This window comes from Acetobacter okinawensis JCM 25146, from assembly GCF_000613865.1.
Classification (GTDB): domain Bacteria; phylum Pseudomonadota; class Alphaproteobacteria; order Acetobacterales; family Acetobacteraceae; genus Acetobacter; species Acetobacter okinawensis.
The window spans coordinates 49,853-68,236 of record NZ_BAJU01000011.1 but is presented as its reverse complement, the minus strand read 5'-3'; the positions used below and the strand labels follow the sequence as shown (position 1 = coordinate 68,236).

Annotated in this window: 16 protein-coding genes and 4 pseudogenes; 9 read left to right on the top strand and 11 right to left on the bottom strand. The window is 60.8% G+C overall.

Features of this window, described 5'->3' with window-relative positions; all coding sequences use genetic code 11:
* The 9 genes and pseudogenes from JCM25146_RS17930 to secA all read right to left on the bottom strand — a co-directional run.
* Positions 1-238 (bottom strand): annotated as a pseudogene (locus JCM25146_RS17930) (energy transducer TonB); the annotation flags it as partial.
* A gap of 32 nt (positions 239-270) precedes the next feature.
* On the bottom strand, positions 271-702 hold the full coding sequence (gene tolR, locus JCM25146_RS07115; protein WP_025826893.1) for a protein TolR: 432 nt from the start codon (positions 700-702) through the stop codon (positions 271-273).
* 2 nt (positions 703-704) lie between these two features.
* Complete coding sequence (gene tolQ, locus JCM25146_RS07110) at positions 705-1,445, bottom strand: protein TolQ (RefSeq protein WP_025826892.1); 741 nt, start codon at positions 1,443-1,445, stop codon at positions 705-707.
* Between the two features lie 97 nt (positions 1,446-1,542).
* The gene (gene ybgC / locus JCM25146_RS07105; RefSeq protein WP_025826891.1) at positions 1,543-1,956 is read right to left on the bottom strand and encodes a tol-pal system-associated acyl-CoA thioesterase; all 414 of its coding nucleotides are present in this window, start codon (positions 1,954-1,956) and stop codon (positions 1,543-1,545) included.
* Positions 1,953-3,029 (bottom strand): Holliday junction branch migration DNA helicase RuvB, encoded by a 1,077-nt coding sequence (gene ruvB, locus JCM25146_RS07100; protein WP_025826890.1) that lies wholly within the window; start codon positions 3,027-3,029, stop codon positions 1,953-1,955. Before ruvB ends, ybgC begins: the two co-directional genes overlap by 4 nt.
* A pseudogene (gene ruvA, locus JCM25146_RS17925) lies at positions 3,026-3,633 on the bottom strand (Holliday junction branch migration protein RuvA). The gene ruvB and the pseudogene ruvA overlap by 4 nt, the downstream one beginning before the upstream one ends.
* Entirely contained in the window at positions 3,630-4,136 is a 507-nt protein-coding gene (gene ruvC, locus JCM25146_RS07090; protein ID WP_025826888.1) for a crossover junction endodeoxyribonuclease RuvC, read from the bottom strand. Before ruvC ends, ruvA begins: the two are co-directional and overlap by 4 nt.
* Before the next feature lie 2 nt (positions 4,137-4,138).
* The gene (locus tag JCM25146_RS07085; protein ID WP_025826886.1) at positions 4,139-4,888 is read right to left on the bottom strand and encodes a YebC/PmpR family DNA-binding transcriptional regulator; all 750 of its coding nucleotides are present in this window, start codon (positions 4,886-4,888) and stop codon (positions 4,139-4,141) included.
* A 40-nt stretch (positions 4,889-4,928) separates the two neighbouring features.
* Positions 4,929-7,651 (bottom strand): annotated as a pseudogene (gene secA / locus JCM25146_RS17920) (preprotein translocase subunit SecA).
* A gap of 299 nt (positions 7,652-7,950) precedes the next feature.
* On the opposite strand from secA, the gene JCM25146_RS07075 reads away from it, so the two are divergent.
* The 5 genes and pseudogenes from JCM25146_RS07075 (at position 7,951) to JCM25146_RS07055 (ending at position 14,261) form a co-directional block, all read left to right on the top strand.
* Positions 7,951-8,823: a peptidylprolyl isomerase gene (locus tag JCM25146_RS07075; RefSeq protein ID WP_025826884.1), complete on the top strand. Its 873-nt coding sequence runs from the start codon at positions 7,951-7,953 to the stop codon at positions 8,821-8,823.
* Between the two features lie 83 nt (positions 8,824-8,906).
* Positions 8,907-10,153: pseudogene (argJ, locus tag JCM25146_RS17915) on the top strand (bifunctional glutamate N-acetyltransferase/amino-acid acetyltransferase ArgJ).
* Between the two features lie 56 nt (positions 10,154-10,209).
* Positions 10,210-10,869, top strand: coding sequence for an RDD family protein (locus tag JCM25146_RS07065; RefSeq protein WP_025826882.1), 660 nt, complete (start codon positions 10,210-10,212; stop codon positions 10,867-10,869).
* A 135-nt stretch (positions 10,870-11,004) separates the two neighbouring features.
* Complete coding sequence (locus tag JCM25146_RS17910; RefSeq protein WP_081774784.1) at positions 11,005-13,497, top strand: mechanosensitive ion channel domain-containing protein; 2,493 nt, start codon at positions 11,005-11,007, stop codon at positions 13,495-13,497.
* 11 nt (positions 13,498-13,508) lie between these two features.
* Positions 13,509-14,261: a 2OG-Fe dioxygenase family protein gene (locus JCM25146_RS07055; RefSeq protein WP_025826880.1), complete on the top strand. Its 753-nt coding sequence runs from the start codon at positions 13,509-13,511 to the stop codon at positions 14,259-14,261.
* A gap of 63 nt (positions 14,262-14,324) precedes the next feature.
* Here JCM25146_RS07055 and JCM25146_RS07050 read toward each other — a convergent pair whose 3' ends face one another.
* Complete coding sequence (locus JCM25146_RS07050) at positions 14,325-14,735, bottom strand: hypothetical protein (protein ID WP_148299004.1); 411 nt, start codon at positions 14,733-14,735, stop codon at positions 14,325-14,327.
* 109 nt (positions 14,736-14,844) lie between these two features.
* On the opposite strand from JCM25146_RS07050, the gene JCM25146_RS07045 reads away from it, so the two are divergent.
* Positions 14,845-15,252, top strand: coding sequence for a hypothetical protein (locus tag JCM25146_RS07045; RefSeq protein ID WP_148299003.1), 408 nt, complete (start codon positions 14,845-14,847; stop codon positions 15,250-15,252).
* A 79-nt stretch (positions 15,253-15,331) separates the two neighbouring features.
* Here JCM25146_RS07045 and JCM25146_RS07040 read toward each other — a convergent pair whose 3' ends face one another.
* Positions 15,332-16,258, bottom strand: a complete 927-nt coding sequence (locus tag JCM25146_RS07040; protein WP_025826873.1) for a DnaJ C-terminal domain-containing protein — start codon at positions 16,256-16,258, stop codon at positions 15,332-15,334.
* A gap of 424 nt (positions 16,259-16,682) precedes the next feature.
* On the opposite strand from JCM25146_RS07040, the gene JCM25146_RS07030 reads away from it, so the two are divergent.
* The 3 genes from JCM25146_RS07030 to proC all read left to right on the top strand — a co-directional run bounded on the left by JCM25146_RS07030 (position 16,683) and on the right by proC (position 18,360).
* Entirely contained in the window at positions 16,683-16,973 is a 291-nt protein-coding gene (locus JCM25146_RS07030) for an accessory factor UbiK family protein (RefSeq protein ID WP_025826871.1), read from the top strand.
* Between the two features lie 63 nt (positions 16,974-17,036).
* Positions 17,037-17,537 (top strand): type III secretion system chaperone family protein, encoded by a 501-nt coding sequence (locus JCM25146_RS07025; protein WP_025826869.1) that lies wholly within the window; start codon positions 17,037-17,039, stop codon positions 17,535-17,537.
* Between the two features lies 1 nt (position 17,538).
* Complete coding sequence (proC, locus tag JCM25146_RS07020; protein WP_025826867.1) at positions 17,539-18,360, top strand: pyrroline-5-carboxylate reductase; 822 nt, start codon at positions 17,539-17,541, stop codon at positions 18,358-18,360.
* The last annotated feature ends 24 nt before the right edge of the window (positions 18,361-18,384 follow it).

Here is an 18,384-nt window from a genome sequence, read left to right as displayed (position 1 = left end):
GCGCGGGCGGGCGCTGCTCATCCGCGGGCTTGTCAGCCTTGGCGGACGGGCCACCATCCTGCGCGTCCGATGGCTCGAACTCCATCTCGACCGTAGGCTGTGGCGGTTCCTCCGGCGGCTTGGGCGGCGGCAGGGAGATCAGCAGTGCCACAAGTGCTGCGATATGCGCCGCACCAGACACATAAAGAGACCGCCTGAGCATAAGCTGATCAGACCGGCGTGGCCGTGCCATGGGCATCGTGTTCGTACCTCTCCACCCGACCGGATGGCTTATTGCCCGGAGCTGGCGGGTTGTTGCGCCAGCAGAGCCACATGCGTAAATCCACCTGCGGTAATCTGACCCATGACCTGCATGACCTGCCCATAATCGATATGGGCATCACCACGCACAAAAATGCGGTGGTCGGAGTCATTGTTCGCAGCGGCCTTGAGCTGGGCCACAAGCTGTTCCGTGGTGACCGGTGCATCCCCCAGATAGAGGCTGCCATCGGCCTTGATCGACACGGTAATCGGCTTGCTGTCCGAGTTGACCGGCCGGGCATCGGTTTTGGGCAGGTCAACATTGACGCCGCTGGTCATCATGGGGGATGTGACCATGAAGATGATCAGCAGCACCAGCATGACGTCCACCATGGGCGTCACGTTGATGTCGGCCATGGGCCGCCTGCGGCGGCGGCCACTCCCTCCAGACGACATGCCCATGCTCAGACCCTTTCTTCAGACTGGCGGGAGAGAATGGCGGCAAATTCCGTGCCGAACCCTTCCAGCCGGTCCTCAAAAAGATCCATGCTGTTGCTGATCACGTTATACGCCACATAGGCGGGAATAGCGGTCAGCAGGCCAATAGCGGTGGCAAACAGCGCTTCGGAAATACCGGGTGCTACAACGCTCAGGTTGGTGTTGTGCTCGGCTGCAATGGAGCTGAAGGAATGCATGATCCCCCACACCGTGCCAAACAGCCCGACAAACGGCGCCACAGGTCCAACAGTTGCCAGAAAGATTACCCAGCGACGTAGGCGGTCCATCTCCCGCGTGATGGTAATGCCAATGGCGCGGTCCACGCGCTCCTTGACCCCACCACGCACCAGATCCACACCGGGAATACGGGCCGAACGCCGCCATTCCCCCATGGCCGCGCCAAATACGGCAGCCATTGGGCTTACGGGCTTTGCGCCATCGCTCTCATACAGATCATCCAGGCTGCCACCGGACCAGAAACGGTCCTCAAAGCCTGAAGCCGCGCGGTTGATCCGCCGGATTGTTACAAACTTGTCGATAATAATGGCCCAGACCATGATGGAGCACAAAAGCAGCCCCAGCATAACCAGCTTAACCACAAGTGAGGCGTTCATAAACAACGCCCAGACCGACAGGTCTCCCGCCGCGCTTACGCCGAGATTTGCCGCATCAACCGCACGATCCAATAATGCCTCCTGCCTCTGCACCCGTTGCGGGCCACCAGTCTCCGACTCGGGCGAGATTGCTCACGGCCCAACACTGCTGCTTCTTACTGTTTTCCGTAAAAAAGCAGAAGAGGCGCTTTTAGTCCTTCGGTGCCAACCGGCTCAGAAGATCATGCCATAAAGGCGGAAATCGGGCAGGACGTCCATCTGCTGCACGCACACATGCCAGACCCACATCCACTTCGGCCGCAACGTCGGCCCCGCGGGTGACAATCTGCTCCAGCCTGCAACTGGCTGCACGGAGCGATGTAAGCCGTGTTGTAATGGTCAGCACATCATCCAGCCGCAGGGGCATGCGGTAGGTCAGCTTTGCGTCACGCACCACGAACACAAGTCCGTAATCATGCAAAAGACCAGAGGCAGGCATGCCACAACTGCGAATGGCCTCGGTTCTGGCGCGCTCGGCAAAGGCCAGATAACGGGCGTGGTACACAATGCCCCCCGCATCCGTATCCTCATAATAAACACGAAAATCTATGGAGTGGCTGCTCATGGAGCTTCCTCATCATCCGCCAGAAGGTCCATCTGGGGTCCGGCAGTGTTTTCCGGTCTGGGGGGAGGCGTCAAGCCAAGATGCTTCCACCCCCGCTCGCCCAGCACGCGGCCACGGCTGGTGCGCAGGACCAGCCCTTCCTGAATAAGGAACGGCTCGATCACATCTTCCAGCGTATCGCGCGATTCGGCCAAGGCTGCAGCCAGTGTTTCCACCCCCACGGGGCCACCGTGATGATATTCGGCTATGCGCCGCAGGTAGCGCCGGTCCATGCCATCCAGCCCCAGCGCGTCCACTTCCAGCCGTGTCAGGGCGGCATCCGCCACAGCCTGCTCCACCACCTGCCCCTCGGGTACGGAAAGGGAGGCAAAGTCGCGCACCCGGCGCAACAGCCGCCCTGCAATGCGGGGCGTCCCGCGTGAGCGGCGTGCAATTTCCATCGCCCCGTCGGCAGATAAGGCAAAGCCCAGCTTTTCCGCCCCACGCGCTACAATGCGGGCCAGTTCCTCGGGGGTGTAGAACACCAGCCGTAGCGGAATGCCAAAACGGTCGCGCAACGGCGTTGCCAGCAAACCCGCGCGGGTGGTGGCCGCAACCAGCGTAAAGGGGGGCAGGTCAATCCGCACCGAGCGGGCGGCCGGGCCTTCGCCAATAATCAGGTCGAGCTGAAAATCCTCCATGGCGGGGTAGAGAATTTCCTCAATGGCGGGCTGGAGGCGATGGATTTCATCAATAAACAGCACGTCACGCGGTTGCAGGTTGGTCAGGATAGCCGCCAGATCCCCTGCGCGCTGGATAACCGGGCCGGACGTAGCCCTGAACCCCACCCCAAGCTCGCGCGCCACAATCTGGGCCAGCGTAGTCTTGCCCAGACCCGGCGGGCCATGCAGCAGAACATGGTCCAGTGCCTCGCCCCTGTTCCGGGCGGCATGGATAAAAACAGACAGGTTCTCGCGGCTCGCCTTCTGCCCCGTAAAGTCGGACAGGGTTTGTGGGCGTAGCGCTGCTTCCCCCGCGTCCTCCCCCTGACGGGTCGCGTCAATCTCGCGCTCGGGGGTGAACTCGGGGCTCATCGGGCAAGGTCCTTCAGGCTGTCACGCAGCACTGTGTCCAGCGTAGCGTCTGGCCCGTTAGCCTCCATCACACGGCGTACAACCGGTGCAGCCTCCATACGGCGGAAGCCAAGCCCTGCCAGCGCCATAAGGCGTCGGCCTCTATACTGCCCACAGGGGTTGCCATGACCGGCACGGTAAAGCCGCCCTTGTTGCCGGGCATTTTGCCTGCCTTGTCGCGCAGTTCGGTCAAAATCCGTTCGGCCAGCCGCGCCCCGACCCCGGGTGCACGCATAAGGCTGGCCTTGTCTGATGTAGTCAGGGCCGCCACCAACTCCCCGGCCGACAGGGCGGACAGGATACCCAGCGCCACCTTGGCCCCGACCCCCTGCACGCCTGTGAGCAGACGAAACCATTCCCGCTCCGCACTTTCGGAAAAACCGTAGAGCAGAATGGCGTCCTCACGCACGACGGTCTCGATCAGAATCCGTGCTTTTTCGGGCGGACTGGGCAGGGCCGCCAGTGTGCGGGTGGAGGCGGCGACCAGATAGCCAACGCCGTTCACATCCACCACACAGCTCCCAAGGTCCACCTGAATGACCAACCCGCACAAAAACGCAATCATGCCATGCGCACTCCCGCTGCAATGTGGCGGGCACTGGCCCGGTGGTGGGCATGGCAGATGGCCACAGCCAGTGCGTCCGACGCATCGGCCCGTATGACCTCCACCCCCGGCAGAAGCCTGCGCACCATCATTTCCACCTGTTTTTTATCGGCAGACCCGGTGCCGACCACCGCTTTTTTAACCGCCAGCGCGCCGTATTCGGCCACACTCAGCCCCGCAAGGGCGGGGGCCAGCAGGGCCACCCCACGGGCATATCCCAGCTTGAGGGTCGCAGCCCCGTTGCGGTTGACGTACGTCTCCTCCACCGCCGCCTCAGCAGGCTGGAGGCGTTCGATCAGCATATGCAGATTGTCATGCAGGACTTTAAGCCGGTCAGGCACGCTGTCGGCACTGTTGGTGGCGATCACGCCATTTTCCACGTGCCGGAGCCTGTTGCCCTCGACATCAATCACGCCCCACCCTGTAAACCGCAGGCCGGGATCAATGCCGAGCAGACGTACCACAATCAGGCCGACAGTTTTTCCGCCAGATCATCCGGCAGGTCAAAATTGGCATAGACATTCTGGACGTCATCGTTGTCTTCCAGAACATCGAGGAACTTGAACAGGCTGCGGGCCTTTTCCTCATCCAAGGTCACGGTGTTTTCGGGCCGCCAGTCCAGCTTTGCGCTTTCTGCCTCACCAAAGCGGGCTTCCAGCGCGTCCTTAACGGCAAAGAAAGATTCCACCTCACACGTGACTTCGTGCGTGGTGTCCGTAGAGACCACGTTTTCTGCCCCGGCCTCAATCGCGGCTTCGAGCATGTCATCTTCGGAAGCGACGGATGCAGGGTAGGCAATCACCCCAAGCCTGCGGAACATGAAGGAGACGGAATTGGTCTCCCCCATGGAACCACCGGATTTGGAAAATGCCGCCCGCACCTCGGATGCAGTGCGGTTGCGGTTGTCCGTCAGGGCTTCCACAATCACCGCAACGCCTGCGGGGCCGTACCCCTCGTAGCGCATTTCCACATAATCATCGCCGCCAGCGCCACCGGATGCTTTTTTAATGGCACGTTCGATGGTGTCTTTGGGCATGTTGACCTCACGCGCAGCCACAATGGCCGCACGCAGGCGCGGGTTGGAGTTGGGGTCGGGCAGGCCGGAGCGCGTGGCCACGGTCAGCTCACGGATGATCTTGCCAAACTGCTTGGCGCGCTTGGCGTCCTGCGCACCCTTGCGGTGCATAATATTCTTGAACTGGGAATGACCAGCCATATTCCTTACCTTACCTGTCCTGCCATCTGGCGGGCCGTATTCAGCCTAGCTGCCCGTGGCAATGCTTGTATTTTTTACCCGATCCGCATGGGCATGGCGCGTTGCGGGGGGTTTCTCCCCAGCTTGACGGATCATCCGGCATAATGGCGCTACCCCCGATGGGCACGGCCATTTCCGGCGCGGCACCCGGCGTAAGCCCGGTACCGGGTTCGGAGGCATACCCTGCGACCTCTGGGTCGGCATGAATGGCTGCCGTATCCGCAAAGGGGTCCTCCATGGGAGGGGGGGAGACCTCCACATGCGCCATAAGCGACACAACGCGCTGGCGCATTTCTTCTAGCATGAAGGTAAAGAGCTGGAAGGCTTCATGCTTATATTCGTTCAGCGGATCTTTCTGCCCGTAGGCGCGCAGGCCAATGCCCTGACGGAGCTGGTCGAGCGCGTGCAGGTGCTCTTTCCACACCGCATCATACGTTGTCAGCAGGATCTGCTTTTCAATGAACCGCATCAAATCCGGGCCAATATTGGCAGCCCGCGCGGCGTGAGACTGGGTGACCGCCTGACTGATCCGCTCGGCCACGCCCTCGGCGTCCATACCGTCCTCACGCGCCCAGTCAGCAATGGGCAGGTCAAGGCCGAACACCTTGTGGACCTGCTGGGTCAGCCCCTCTACATCCCACTGTTCCGCAAAGGATTTTTCAGGGATATGGCGGGCGACCAGCGTATCGGTCACATCGTCCTGCGCTTCGGCCACAATGGCGGACACGTCATCCTGCGCCATGAACTCACGCCGGTGGGCGTAAACTTCCTTGCGCTGGTCGTTCATCACATCATCATACTTGAGCGTGTTCTTGCGCATGTCGAAGTTACGGGCTTCGACCTTTTTCTGCGCGCGCTCCAGCGCCTTGCTCAGCCAGGGGTGAACAATGGCCTCGCCCTCCTGCATGCCCATTTTCTGGAACATGCCGCCCATACGATCAGACCCGAAGATCCGCATCAGATCGTCCTGAAGCGAGATGAAGAACTTGGAGTTACCCGGATCACCCTGCCGCCCGGCGCGGCCGCGCAGCTGGTTGTCAATCCGGCGGCTTTCATGCCGTTCGGTGCCGATGACGTACAGCCCGCCTGCCTCACGCACAATGGCATGGTCACGGGCTACGCGGTCACGGATTTCCTGCTCGGCAGCGGCGCGCTCGGGAGTATCCTCCACATCGCCCAGCTGCTGGCCGATCAGCATGTCCACATTACCGCCCAGTTTGATGTCCGTCCCACGGCCAGCCATGTTGGTGGCAATGGTAATGGACCCCGGTGCCCCGGCCTGCGCCACAATCTTGGCCTCCATCTCATGGAAGCGGGCATTGAGCACGTGGTGGGGAATGTTCTCGCTCTTGAGCAGGGCGGACAGGGCCTCGCTCTTTTCAATCGAGGTGGTGCCGACCAGAATGGGCTGCTGGCGCTGGTGCACCTCGTGGATGAGCTTGACGACAGCGGCAAATTTTCCGCCTCCGTCAGGTATATCTCGTCATCCTCGTCCTTACGCGCCACGGGGCGGTTGGTGGGGATGGCCACCACGTCCAGATTATAGATTTCCGCAAATTCATCGGCCTCGGTCATGGCCGTGCCGGTCATGCCCGAAAGGCGGGGGTAGAGGCGGAAAAAGTTCTGGAAGGTAATGGAGGCCAGCGTCTGGTTTTCCTGCTGGACGTCCACGTGTTCCTTGGCTTCGAGCGCCTGATGCAGACCATCGGAATACCGGCGGCCTTCCATCATGCGACCCGTGAATTCGTCAATAATCACGACCTTGCCGTCACGCACGATGTAATCCACATCGCGCGAGAACAGGGTGTGCGCCCGCAGGGACTGCTGGACGTGGTGCACAACAGCCACGTGGTGCAGGTCGTACAGCCCGCCCTCATCCAGAACGCCTTCCGTGCGCAGCAGGTCCTCGACCCTGTCCGAGCCTGCGTCGGTCAGGATGACGGTACGGAATTTTTCGTCTTTTTCATAAGTGGTCTCATCCTGCACAAGCAGGGCCACCACGCTGTCCACCGCCCGGTACAGGTCGGAGCTATCCTCCGCCGGACCGGAAATAATGAGCGGGGTCCGCGCCTCGTCAATCAGGATCGAGTCCACCTCGTCCACAATGGCGTGGTGGAAGGGGCGCTGGACCATTTCGCCCAGCTGGTACTTCATGTTGTCGCGCAGATAATCGAACCCGAACTCGTTGTTCGTGCCGTAGGTAATATCCGCAGCATAGGCCAGACGGCGCTGTTCGTCGGGCATGTTGGGCACGATCACACCCGTAGTCAGGCCAAGAAAACTGTAAAGCTGCCCCATTTCCGCCGCATCGCGCGAGGCAAGGTAGTCATTGACCGTGACCACATGCACGCCCTTGCCCGAAAGGCCGCTCAGATACACAGCCAGCGTTGCCACCAGCGTTTTGCCTTCCCCCGTGCGCATTTCCGCAATACGGCCGGAGTGCAGAACCATGCCGCCAATGAGCTGCACGTCAAAATGGCGCATACCCAGCACACGGCGCGAGGCCTCACGCGTAACGGCAAAGGCCTCGGGCAGCAGGTCATCAAGCGTGGCACCTTTGGCCAGCCGGTCCCTGAATTCCGTGGTTTTGGCTGCAAGAGCAGCATCATCCAGAGCCTGTATCTCAGGCTCCAGGGCGTTAATTTCCGACACACGGCGCTGGAAAGCCTTGAGCGTCCGGTCATTGGCTGTGCCGAACAGGGCGCGGACGAAGCGAGAAAGCATGAACACCTTTCCAGAACAGTGCGGCCTTGTCCCCCACCCTGCATCCCCCGCAAAAATAGAGCGGGACAGGGCGAAAGACACAGGCGTTTTGCGTGGCTTGCCCTGCAAAATAGGACCGGGCAGGGGTTCGGTCAACCAAGCTTGCTACCTCGACCCCATATCCGGACGAAACAGGGGTTGCCGGGGCGGGTAGCCTCCTTCATACATATCGGACTGTTTTTACCGACTTTAAGGTTTTGTCCTATGCGGTTTATTCCCTACGCGTTCGGTTGGCAGCCACTGCCCTGCTCGGTTCCTCCATGCTGTGTGCTCCCTCCTTTGCAGCGGCTCCGGCACCAGCGGCCTCCGCGGCACCGGCCCAGCCCACTGACCCGAATACGGTTGTCGCCACCGTTAATGGTGAAAAAATCACTGTTGCCGATGTGCAGAACGCCATGGGCACCATGCCGCCGCAGATGCGCCAGCTCCCCCCGACCCTGGTCTACCCCATGCTGATCAACCAGCTGGCAGACCAGAAAGCCATCCTGATTACGGCGCAGAAAGAAGGGCTGAACAAAAAGCCCGATACCCAGAAGCTGATGCAGACCGCAGCAGACAATGCCCTGCAGAACGCATGGCTGTCCCAGCAGGTGATGCCGCATCTGTCTGATGAGTCCATCAAACAGTATTATAATGAGAACTACGTGGGCAAACCTGCCGAGCAGGAAGTTCACGCACGCCATATTCTGGTCAAGACCGAAGCCGAAGCCAACGACGTTATCAAAAAGCTCAAGGGCGGTGCGGACTTTGCCAAGCTGGCAGCCACAGTCTCGACCGACAAGGGCAGTGCTACACAGAACGGTGGCGACCTTGGCTGGTTCAAAAAGGGTGACATGATCCCCGCATTCTCCGACGCCGCCTTCGCCATGAAAAAGGGGGAAATCAGCTCCAAGCCGGTGCAGAGCCAGTATGGCTACCACGTCATTCAGGTGCTGGACACGCGCACAGACCCGACCCCCACACTGGACGCCGTGCATGACAAGATCCGTCAGGCCCTGATCCAGAAATACGTGCGTGAAGCCGTGGAAAAAGCCGCAGCCGGTGTAAAAATCGTGCGCTTTGACCCCACCACCGGCAAGCCGCTGCCAGATGCACCTGCTGCTGGCGCTGGCGCAACCGCACCCAAAAAGTAAAATACTCCACCCCAACACCAGACGCCGCGTGCCTTGGCCCTGCCTGCGCACGCGGGTCTGATACCTGCCAAGGATACCGCCAGATGGCGCAGCCTCTCCCCGTTTCTCCCCTTGCCCGGCCAATGCCTGAGCTTGGCATTGTCCGTGGGGTAAGGCTTGGCGCCGCTGCGGCGGGCATCCGCTACAAGGGCCGGACCGATCTGGTTCTGGCCGAATTCACACCCGGCACCACGGTTGCCGGGGTGTTTACCCAGTCCAAATGCCCCGGAGCACCTGTGGACTGGTGCCGTGCCGTGCTGCCTACCGGGCAGGCCCGTGCTCTGGTGGTCAATGCTGGTAACGCCAATGTGTTCACCGGCCGTGCAGGTCGGCAGACATGTGCCGCAACCGCGCAGGCCGCAGCCGAAGTAGCAGGTTGTACACCGGAAGAAGTTTATCTGGCCTCCACCGGGGTGATTGGCGAAATTCTGCCCGCCGAGCGCATTACCACCACCCTGCCTGCCCTGCATGCAGCCCTGTCCGATACGGGGTGGGACGCAGCCGCACGCGGATCATGACCACGGACACCTTCCCCAAGGCAGCCGTCCGCAAAACGCGGATCAACGGCACGGACGTGGTTATTCAGGGTATTGCCAAAGGCAGCGGCATGATTGCGCCAGACATGGCCACCATGCTGTCCTTTGTCGCAACAGATGCCGCCCTGCCTGCCTCCGTCCTGCAAACCCTGCTGCGGGTTGGGGTCAAAACCACCTTCAACTGCATTACGGTTGATTCCGACACCTCCACTTCCGACATGGTGCTGCTATTTGCCACCGGGGCTGCGGGCAATGCTCCCGTGGCCGACACGGTGGACGCCCTGACCGACCCGGCTCTGGCGGAATTCAAAACAGCACTGGACGACCTGCTGCGTGAACTGGCCTTGCTGGTCATCCGCGATGGTGAGGGGGCGACCAAGCTCATGACCATTACGGTCAGTGGCGCTGTCTCGGACGAGTCCGCATGGCGTGTGGCCATGGCCATTGGCAACTCCCCGTTGGTCAAAACCGCCATTGCGGGGGAAGATGCCAACTGGGGCCGCGTGGTCATGGCTGTGGGCAAATGTGGCGAACCCGCCGACAGAGATACGCTGAGCGTGTCCATTGGCGGTGTGTGCATTGCCCGCAACGGCACCGTAACCGAAGGGTATGATGAAACCCCGGTTGTCGCCCACATGAAGGGGCAGGACATTGATATTGCCGTGGATCTGGGTCTGGGCAACGGTACGGCCCGCGCATGGAGCTGTGACCTGACGCATGGCTATATCGACATCAACGGCTCATACCGTAGCTGAGTGTTCCGTTTTTTACGGATGACCTACCTGTTCGCGGCACATCAGGGAGCCTGACCATGTCCAGCATTACGCCTCCGCCCGGCTGGGGCGCTGCACCGCAGCCCTCCGTGGGTGGACCTGCCCCATGGGGTACGCCACAACACCAGTCTGACGTCTGGATTTATGCGGGATTCTGGTGGCGTGTATGGGCTTTTTTGATTGACGCGATCATCCTGACCACGGTCGAGGGCGTCCTCAGCCTGTTTTTTGGCCCCAAGATCAATGTGGACTGGGAGGAACTGCCCATCCCCGATGGCTCAGGCCAAACAGTGGATGTGGTCAACATCGCCGCCACATCGCTCCCACAGGCGCACCCTGTTTCCATTCTGGTACCACACCTGCATGCGGGGTCGGACTGGCATACCTTCGGCATTATGCTCAGCCTGCTGCCCATGCTGTATTTTGTGCTGTTCGAGGCCTCCTCCTTCCGGGCAACGCCGGGCAAGCGGCTGTTCCGGATGGAAGTTGTGTCACTCACCGGGGAGCGTATCTCGCACCTGCGCGCACTGCTCCGGTTTGTCATCAAGGCATTTTTGTCCTTCCCGCTTTTTTATATCGGGGTGTTGATGGTCGCCTTTACCCAGCGCAAGCAGGGCCTGCATGACATGATTGCAGGCACATTGGTGCTGCGCCACACCAAACCAGCCGAGATTGTGCCGTTTACCCCCCACGACTGACCCCTTGCCCCTGCCCGAATAACAGTTGAACCGGCTGGTGGTCTTGATACCGCCTGATTTGGCTCCTACCCTGAGACCAACATCAGGCGCGTAGCGCAAAACCCCCAGAGCGTTCAGCAAAGGACATGGCAGGTCATGACAGCACACAGCCGGGACCGGTATTTTTTATTTTCCTGGATATGCAAAAGCTGTTGTGTGCTCTTGCTTGGGCTGGGGCTCATGCTCCCGCAAAGCCCCGCTTTTGCGGATGCGCAGGCCAGCGCACCTGCGGGGGGGCTTAGCCAGCAGGATGCCCAGCAGCTCCTGAATGTGCTCAATGATCCGCAAAAGCGTGCGGAATTTACAAAAACCCTCTCGCTCATGGCCAAAGGGCTGCCCGACGCGCCCAAGGCGGCCACAGCTACTGCGGCCTCACCTGCGGTCATAGACAATTCCGTTCATTCCGAACTGGATGATCTGGGCAATACTGCCACAGAATACGTGAACAACTTTACCAGCCTGTTCAAGGATCTGGGGTCTGTTGCATCGTGGTTCCGCCACGAGGTGCAGAACCCGCAGTCCCGCAAGTCCTTGCTGGATTCCTTTGGCCGTGCGCTGCTGATCATAGCACTGGCACTGGTTGCGGAGCGTGCCGCCAGCATTGGCCTGCGCAGCCCCCTGACCGCCGTAAAAAAGCTGGCTGAAGCCCGCGAGGCGCGGCAGACCGCAAACCAGCTCCAGGAGACGCCCCCCCAGTCGAGCACGGACGTTGATGCGGACACTCCCGCCGACCCCGACACGACCCAAACGCGCGAAAAAGACCAGCGCCGCGGGAACGAAGTGCTGCGCTACCTTGTGCGGGTTCCGTATAATCTCATGCACTTCCTGCTCAAGCTGCTGCCTGTGGGGGTGTGCCTGCTGCTTGGCTACCTTGGCGCGGAATTCCTGACATCCACCGAGCAGGCGCGTACGGTGGCACTCACACTGGTCAATGCCTACGCCATAGCCCGTGGCCTGTATCTGGTTATTGAGACCGTGCTGGTCCCCCGCTCCCCCGCCATCCGTCTGGTGCCCATGCCAGATGATACCGCCAGACTGCTAACCCGGTGGTGGAACGTGCTGGTGGCCGCCCCCTCCATTGTGATCTGCCTGTCCATCCTTGGTCGCGAGTTTGACCTGGATACACGAGGGGTGGAGGCCATGATGCGCGGCGTGGTGCTGATTGAACACCTGCTGATTGCCGCCTTTATCTGGCGTATCCGCCATATTGTGGCCCGTGCGCTCCAGCCCTCGCCCGGCATGCGCAAAAATGCTCTAGGAGCGTTTGCAGGCTCGCTGGCCAAGCTGTGGTGGGTGCCCATCATCTTTCTGGACTTAGCACTGTGGTTTGTGTGGGCGGCCCATCTGAAGGGCGGCTACCAATGGATTCTGCATGGCACGCTGCTGACCTTTTTGTGCCTGATTGTCTCCCGCGTGCTGGCGCTGCTGGTTTATGGCTTGCAGGACCACCTGTTCCGCGTCGGGCCGGAGTTGCAGGCCCAGTACCCGGACCTGCAAAAACGGGCGGATTTTTACTATCCGTTCGTACGCAAGATCATGACAATCGCCATTATCCTGACCACTGCAATCTGCATTGCGCAAAGCTGGAGCATTCCCACCTTTGACTTTTTCCTCCACTCAGCCCTTGGTCTGCGGCTGGTTGGGGCCGCAGCCTGCCTGCTGGTGGGCATGAGCATTGCCGCTGTCGCGTGGGAGACGGTCAACAGTATTCTGAACAAGCAGATCTCGCGCTATTCCGCCAGCGCACAGGAGGCACGGGCAGCACGCCTGCGCACGGTGCTGCCCATTATCCGCACCGTGCTGCTGACTGTCATCATCATCTTTGTGGCAGTGACCACCCTCTCCCAGATCGGGATCAATGTTACGCCGCTGCTTACGGGCGCTGGTATTTTGGGTGTTGGTCTGTCCTTTGGGTCACAAAGCCTTGTCAAGGACGTGATCACCGGCTTTTTCATGCTGGCTGAAGACGCCATCCAGGTGGGGGACTGGGTTACAACCGGGGGTATTGCCGGTACGGTAGAACATCTTTCCATCCGCACCCTGCGTGTGCGCTCGTTTGATGGTGACCTGCACATCATTCCCTTCTCCTCCGTGACCTCCATTGCCAATACCGCACGTGGCTTTAACCAGATTATCGTGCGCCAGACGCTGGACCTGAGCGAAGACACGGGCAAAGTGGTCAAGATCATGCAAAAGACCATTGCCGACATGCGCAAGGAAGACGCCTTCCGCGCCATGATCTTCTCGGACTACACCGATCTGGGCGTGGACAGTTCCGATGGCAACGGCGCAGTGCTGGTCGGGATCATCAAGACCGCGCCGATGATGAAGTGGAAGGTCCAGCGCGAGTTCTACCGCCGTATTGCCCTGAGCATGGCTGCAGCCGGGGTCAAATTCTACACTCCCACAAGCTACTCCACCACGCCCCCCGGCGTGCCCCTGCACATGGCGCTTGATGCCATGCCCACGCCACCCCAGACAGAGGCGGAAACCGAGGCAGACGCCCCGGCACAGCCCAGCGCACCGCCTGCCCAGCCCACCTCCGCTCCCAACCGGCCGCAGGCTCCACCGCCTCCGTCCCACGCATAAGAGACACCGCCATGGTCGAGCCTATTTTTGCATCCCCGCTTGCAGACACCATTATTCAGGACGTTGAAAAACCTCTGGAGGAGGAAGGCTTTGCCTTCCTTCAGGCCCAGTCCATGCAGAGTGTTCTGGAATGTGCGGGTCTAATCGGGTGGGACACGTTTGCCGCAAGCTGGAACGATCTGGGCGTGGACCGCTACATGGCCGATGGCGGGCGCTACCGGCGCAGGCGTTACGCCACGTTCTCGCTTACGGATGAGACCATAACCCGCAAGCCCCACCAACCCCACTACCAGAGCCGGGACTACAATACCCTGAATGGTGGCATAGAACGCTGGTTTAAACCCGTTCTGCCCGCCATTGGCGAACACCCGGCCCTGATGGCCATACTCCGTCTGGCCCTGCGTGTGATTACGGACATGACCCCACCCCAGCGCAGGCCACGCTCATGGCATACGGAAATACATCAGTTCCGTATTGAGGCCCGCCCTGACGCAGCAGGCTGCCCCACACCCGAAGGACTGCACCGTGATGGCGTGGACTGGGTTTTTGTGGTGATGGTCCGGCGCGAAAACGTGGCACGGGGAGAAACATCCATCCACGATCTCAACCACAAACAGGTTGGGAGCTTTACCCTGACCAACCCAATGGATACGGCCATTGTCAATGACAACAGGGTGTACCACGGCGTAACCCCCGTACAACCCGTAGACCCGGACCGACCCGCTTACCGCGACGTTCTGGTCGTGACCCTCCGCCACGAATAGGCACCGCACCACCGGGCCATAGACCCACCGGCAAGGCGCAAAGGGGCCGCAGCCGGTAGCACTTTAATACCCGGCGACAGAAATGGCGTGCAGCCCCAGCACCACAAAGCAGATGACAAAAGCCATGGCCCCGGCCATCTGCGAAAATTCCTTGAACGACATACTCTCCTCCCGCGCGGGAGGGGCAACAGGGTGCTGGACCGGAGCGGGGCTGTCCGCACGGGTGGCAGGCAATACGTGCACCGGCTCGGCCAATGCCTGTTGCGTCTGTGTCTGCACCGCAGCCGTAGCGGATGAATCAAGCGTGGAGTTTTCCTCCACACCTACGGCAGGCTGTGCCTGCGTGGGCTGCCCTTCGTGCATGGGAGCGGTTGCGTCAACACGGTCTTGTGTCTGGTGCTCACTCATAATGCTCTCCTCCACGCGGTTATCATGCAGCCCCATAAAGGGTACTGGTTTTTTTGGTCCTGTCATGGGTGTTCGTCAAGCACCCGGGGCATCTGCCCCACGCTGGCAGCACTAGACGGGGTACTACCAAACGCGCCACATGGGGCAGAGCCAATTTTTTGTTACGGAAGCTGATATGAAACACGTTCTTCTTTTTTCCGCCATGCTGGGGCTGGCTGCGGCCCCGGCCTTCGCCGCACCGCACACACCAGCAACTGCTCCAGCAAAGGCGGAAACCACTTACCCCACGGCCAGCTTTACAGGCACGTGGAGCGTACGGGCTGAGGTGCCGCCCTTTACGGTAGCGGCCAACAAGGCCATGGGGCCTGCCGCACGGCTTTTGGTCAATGTGCCCGAAGTTTTTGCCGCAACCATTGGCGAAAACCGCTTCAGCCTTGCCAGAAAAAACGGGAACTCCTGGTCTGGCACCCAGCATGACACCACCCTGACCATGACGCTGGTCTCTGCCAATGCAGGGCAGATTGTCATTACCAACACAAACGGACACAAGGTGGACGTCCCCCTCTACCGCAACGACCCCTAAGCCACCTGTTCCACTTGGCCCGGCCCCCCGCATCCGCCCCCTACCGAGTGTAAGGGGTGGGCGCAGGGAGGTAGGGCTATCAGGCGCCCACAGCTTCCTGTGGTGTCCAGTCCTTGAGAAACGCCTCCAGAGCCGGGTCGGCCTTGCCCACCTTGACCTCCAGCCGGACGTAAAGGTTCCCTGCCTCCTTACCCCCGTGCGCCTGCACGCCTTTGCCGCGCAGACGCAGCACGGTGCCTGTATCCGAGCCTGCGGGTACGTTCATTTTAACCGTACCAGTGGGCGTGGGCACCATAATGGGGCCACCCAGTACTGCTGTTTTCAGGTCTACCGACAATGTTTCACGCAGGTCGGAGCCTTCACGCGTAAAGGTGGCGTCTGGCAGAACGGTAACTGTAATCAGCGCATCACCGGCGGGGCCACCCTGCACACCGGGCATGCCCTTGCCGCGCAGGCGCAGGACCTTGCCGTCCTCCATCCCCGGTGGAATACGCACATCCAGCGTGGCACCATCTGGCAGATTAACCCGTGAGGTTGCCCCGTTCACCGCATCCAGAAAACTGACATTGAGCGCAAAGGAGCGGTCGACCCCCTTGCGCGGGCCAGCACGGCGCGCCCGTGCGCCACCGCCGAACATGCCGCCGAACAGGTCATTCAGGTCTTCTTCCTGAAAGCCACCCATGCCAGCCCCGCCGGGGCGGAAGCCGCCGCCAAAACCACCACCGAAACCCCCGGCACCACCGCCAAAACCCCCACCGCCAAAGCCGGGGTGGCGTTCCTGCCCGGAGGCATCAATTTCCCCCCGGTCAAAACGCGCGCGCTTGTCTGCATCGGACAGAAGGTCATTGGCCTGATTAAGGGCCTTGAACTCCTCCTCGGCCTTTTTATCGCCGGGGTTGAGGTCGGGATGATATTTTTTGGCCAGCTTGCGGTACGCCTTGCGGATGTCATCCTGACTGGCGGTTTTGGCAATACCTAATACTGAATACGGATCGCGCTCACTCATGCTGCCGTCCCCTTCCCCATCGTGTTACCCCCATCTGGCAGCGCCGCGCACCACCCACACCCAGCCATAACCCCGACATGGGCGTTCAGGCGGAGCGGGCCAAAACCCTCCGCCAAGACTGTTGTCATTAGAATGCTGTTCTCCATACATACCGCATCTGCCCATACGAACCATGGTCACGTAGGGCATCGTTTTTTCAACATATTTGTATTGATAATGGGAACGAGACCCCGAACGGTCAATGGAGCGTGCGCGAAAGCCGCATGTGCGTCATGCGGATAAACCGGGCAGCAAAAATGGAAACCGGGTCATGGCCTCTGTCCGTGCGGGCCTTTATTCTTTATAAAGTCAGAACCATACGCGTGCCAGGCCAGAGAGCAACAGGCTGCTAGGCGCTCATAACGGATTGATTGGAGACCCCCGCATGGCTGACAAACCGCGCTTTTTTGATGATCTTGCAGGTGTTGCCGGAGGTGCCGTGTCCGCACTGACGGGTGTGCGTGAGGAAATGAACGCCATTGTCCGCAGCCGGGTGGACGAGGTGCTGACCAGCCTGCAGGTTGTCCGCCGCGAGGAATTTGAGGTCATGCGCGAACTGGCGGCACAGGCCCGCATCGGGCAGGAAGAAGCCGCACGCCGCGTAGCCGCACTGGAAGCACGGGTGGACGCACTGGAACAGCACCTGACCAGTGCGCGCACAGACAGCGCACACTAAGGCTGCTGCACCCATTACTTGCGTCCCGTTTTTGTTTTTGACCGCAGGCACGGGAGTCATGCCATGCCAGCCCTGACAACCGGCTCCACCACCCCACCCACCAACCCGCTGGACCTGATGGAACAGGTCATTGTCGGGCATGGGTGGACTTTTGATCGCTGCACCCCGACCGAAATGGCGGCCGAAGCCCCGGCCAGATGGTGCGACTACGGACTGTTTTTTTCGTGGTCGGCCGAGCTGGGTACCATCCTGTTCACCTGCGCCTTTGACCTGCGCGTAAGCCCGGATATGCGGCTGGCCCTGTACGAGCTGATCGGGCTTGCCAACGAGCAGGTGTGGGTTGGCCACTTCAGTGTGGATACGGAGGATGGTGTGCTGCTCTTCCGCCACGCCCTGCTGCTGCGGGGGACAGAAACCGCCACCGATATTTTTGAAGACATGATCGACATTGCCCTGACCGAGTGCGAACGCTTTTACCCGGCCCTGCGCTTTTTCCTGACCGGGGGGCTGAGTGCTGCGGACGCACTGGCCTCGGCCATGCTGGACTGTCATGGAGAGGCATAACATGAGCGAGCATTTTACCCTTCCCTCAATCCTGCTTGTCGGGTGCGGCAAAATGGGTGGCGCCATGCTTGAAGGCTGGCTCCGCGCGGGGCTTGCCCCGTCCGTTATTATTGACCGGCACATAACGGAGCTGCCCGCCCCCCATCAGGTGGTGCGCTCCATACAGGACGTTCCTGCGGATTTTGTCCCTGACGTGGTGATTGTTGCCGTCAAACCCCAAAAGGCGGACCCGGTGCTGGCCGAACTGGCCCAGCGCTTTGGGCAGGCTACGCTGCTCTCCGTCATGGCGGGGCGTACCATTGCCAGCCTGCGTGCGACCTGCGTGCAGGCTAATCCGCAGGCCAACCCGCTGATTATCCGCTCCATGCCCAACACACCCTGTGCTCTGGGCGCGGGCATGAGCGGACTGTATGCGCCCCCCAACGCTACTGCCGAACAGAAAGCCCATTGCGATGCCCTGCTCCAAGCGGTGGGGGAAACCGTGTGGGTGGAAGAGGAAGGGCTGATCGACTCCGTTGCCGCTATTTCCGGCAGTGGCCCGGCCTATGTTTTTCTGCTGGCCGAACTGCTGGAAAAAGCCGGGGGGGAACAGGGGCTCCCCCCCGAGGTCGCCCGCAAGCTGGCCCGTGGCACCCTGTACGGTGCTGGCTGCATGCTGCACACCCTGCCAACCGATGCCGATGAGTTGCGCCGCAACGTCACCAGCCCCGGCGGCACCACGGCAGAGGCACTCAAGATCATGATGGCCCCGCAGGCGTGGCCTGCCACAACCTCCGCCGCCATTGCCGCTGCCGTGCACCGCGCCAAGGAGCTGGCCAGCTAGGTTATGCTTTGAGTTCCCACGTTT

Excerpts from the sequence above, each read along its gene's own strand:
- tolR (WP_025826893.1), bottom strand. The coding sequence starts at position 702 with ATGGGCATGTCGTCTGGAGGGAGTGGCCGCCGCCGCAGGCGGCCCATG.
- ybgC (WP_025826891.1), bottom strand. The coding sequence starts at position 1,956 with ATGAGCAGCCACTCCATAGATTTTCGTGTTTATTATGAGGATACGGAT.
- ruvB (WP_025826890.1), bottom strand. The coding sequence starts at position 3,029 with ATGAGCCCCGAGTTCACCCCCGAGCGCGAGATTGACGCGACCCGTCAG.
- JCM25146_RS07085 (WP_025826886.1), bottom strand. The coding sequence starts at position 4,888 with ATGGCTGGTCATTCCCAGTTCAAGAATATTATGCACCGCAAGGGTGCG.
- JCM25146_RS07075 (WP_025826884.1), top strand. The coding sequence starts at position 7,951 with ATGCTGTGTGCTCCCTCCTTTGCAGCGGCTCCGGCACCAGCGGCCTCC.
- JCM25146_RS07065 (WP_025826882.1), top strand. The coding sequence starts at position 10,210 with ATGTCCAGCATTACGCCTCCGCCCGGCTGGGGCGCTGCACCGCAGCCC.
- JCM25146_RS17910 (WP_081774784.1), top strand. The coding sequence starts at position 11,005 with ATGACAGCACACAGCCGGGACCGGTATTTTTTATTTTCCTGGATATGC.
- JCM25146_RS07055 (WP_025826880.1), top strand. The coding sequence starts at position 13,509 with ATGGTCGAGCCTATTTTTGCATCCCCGCTTGCAGACACCATTATTCAG.
- JCM25146_RS07050 (WP_148299004.1), bottom strand. The coding sequence starts at position 14,735 with ATGACAGGACCAAAAAAACCAGTACCCTTTATGGGGCTGCATGATAAC.
- JCM25146_RS07045 (WP_148299003.1), top strand. The coding sequence starts at position 14,845 with ATGAAACACGTTCTTCTTTTTTCCGCCATGCTGGGGCTGGCTGCGGCC.
- JCM25146_RS07040 (WP_025826873.1), bottom strand. The coding sequence starts at position 16,258 with ATGAGTGAGCGCGATCCGTATTCAGTATTAGGTATTGCCAAAACCGCC.
- JCM25146_RS07030 (WP_025826871.1), top strand. The coding sequence starts at position 16,683 with ATGGCTGACAAACCGCGCTTTTTTGATGATCTTGCAGGTGTTGCCGGA.
- JCM25146_RS07025 (WP_025826869.1), top strand. The coding sequence starts at position 17,037 with ATGCCAGCCCTGACAACCGGCTCCACCACCCCACCCACCAACCCGCTG.
- proC (WP_025826867.1), top strand. The coding sequence starts at position 17,539 with ATGAGCGAGCATTTTACCCTTCCCTCAATCCTGCTTGTCGGGTGCGGC.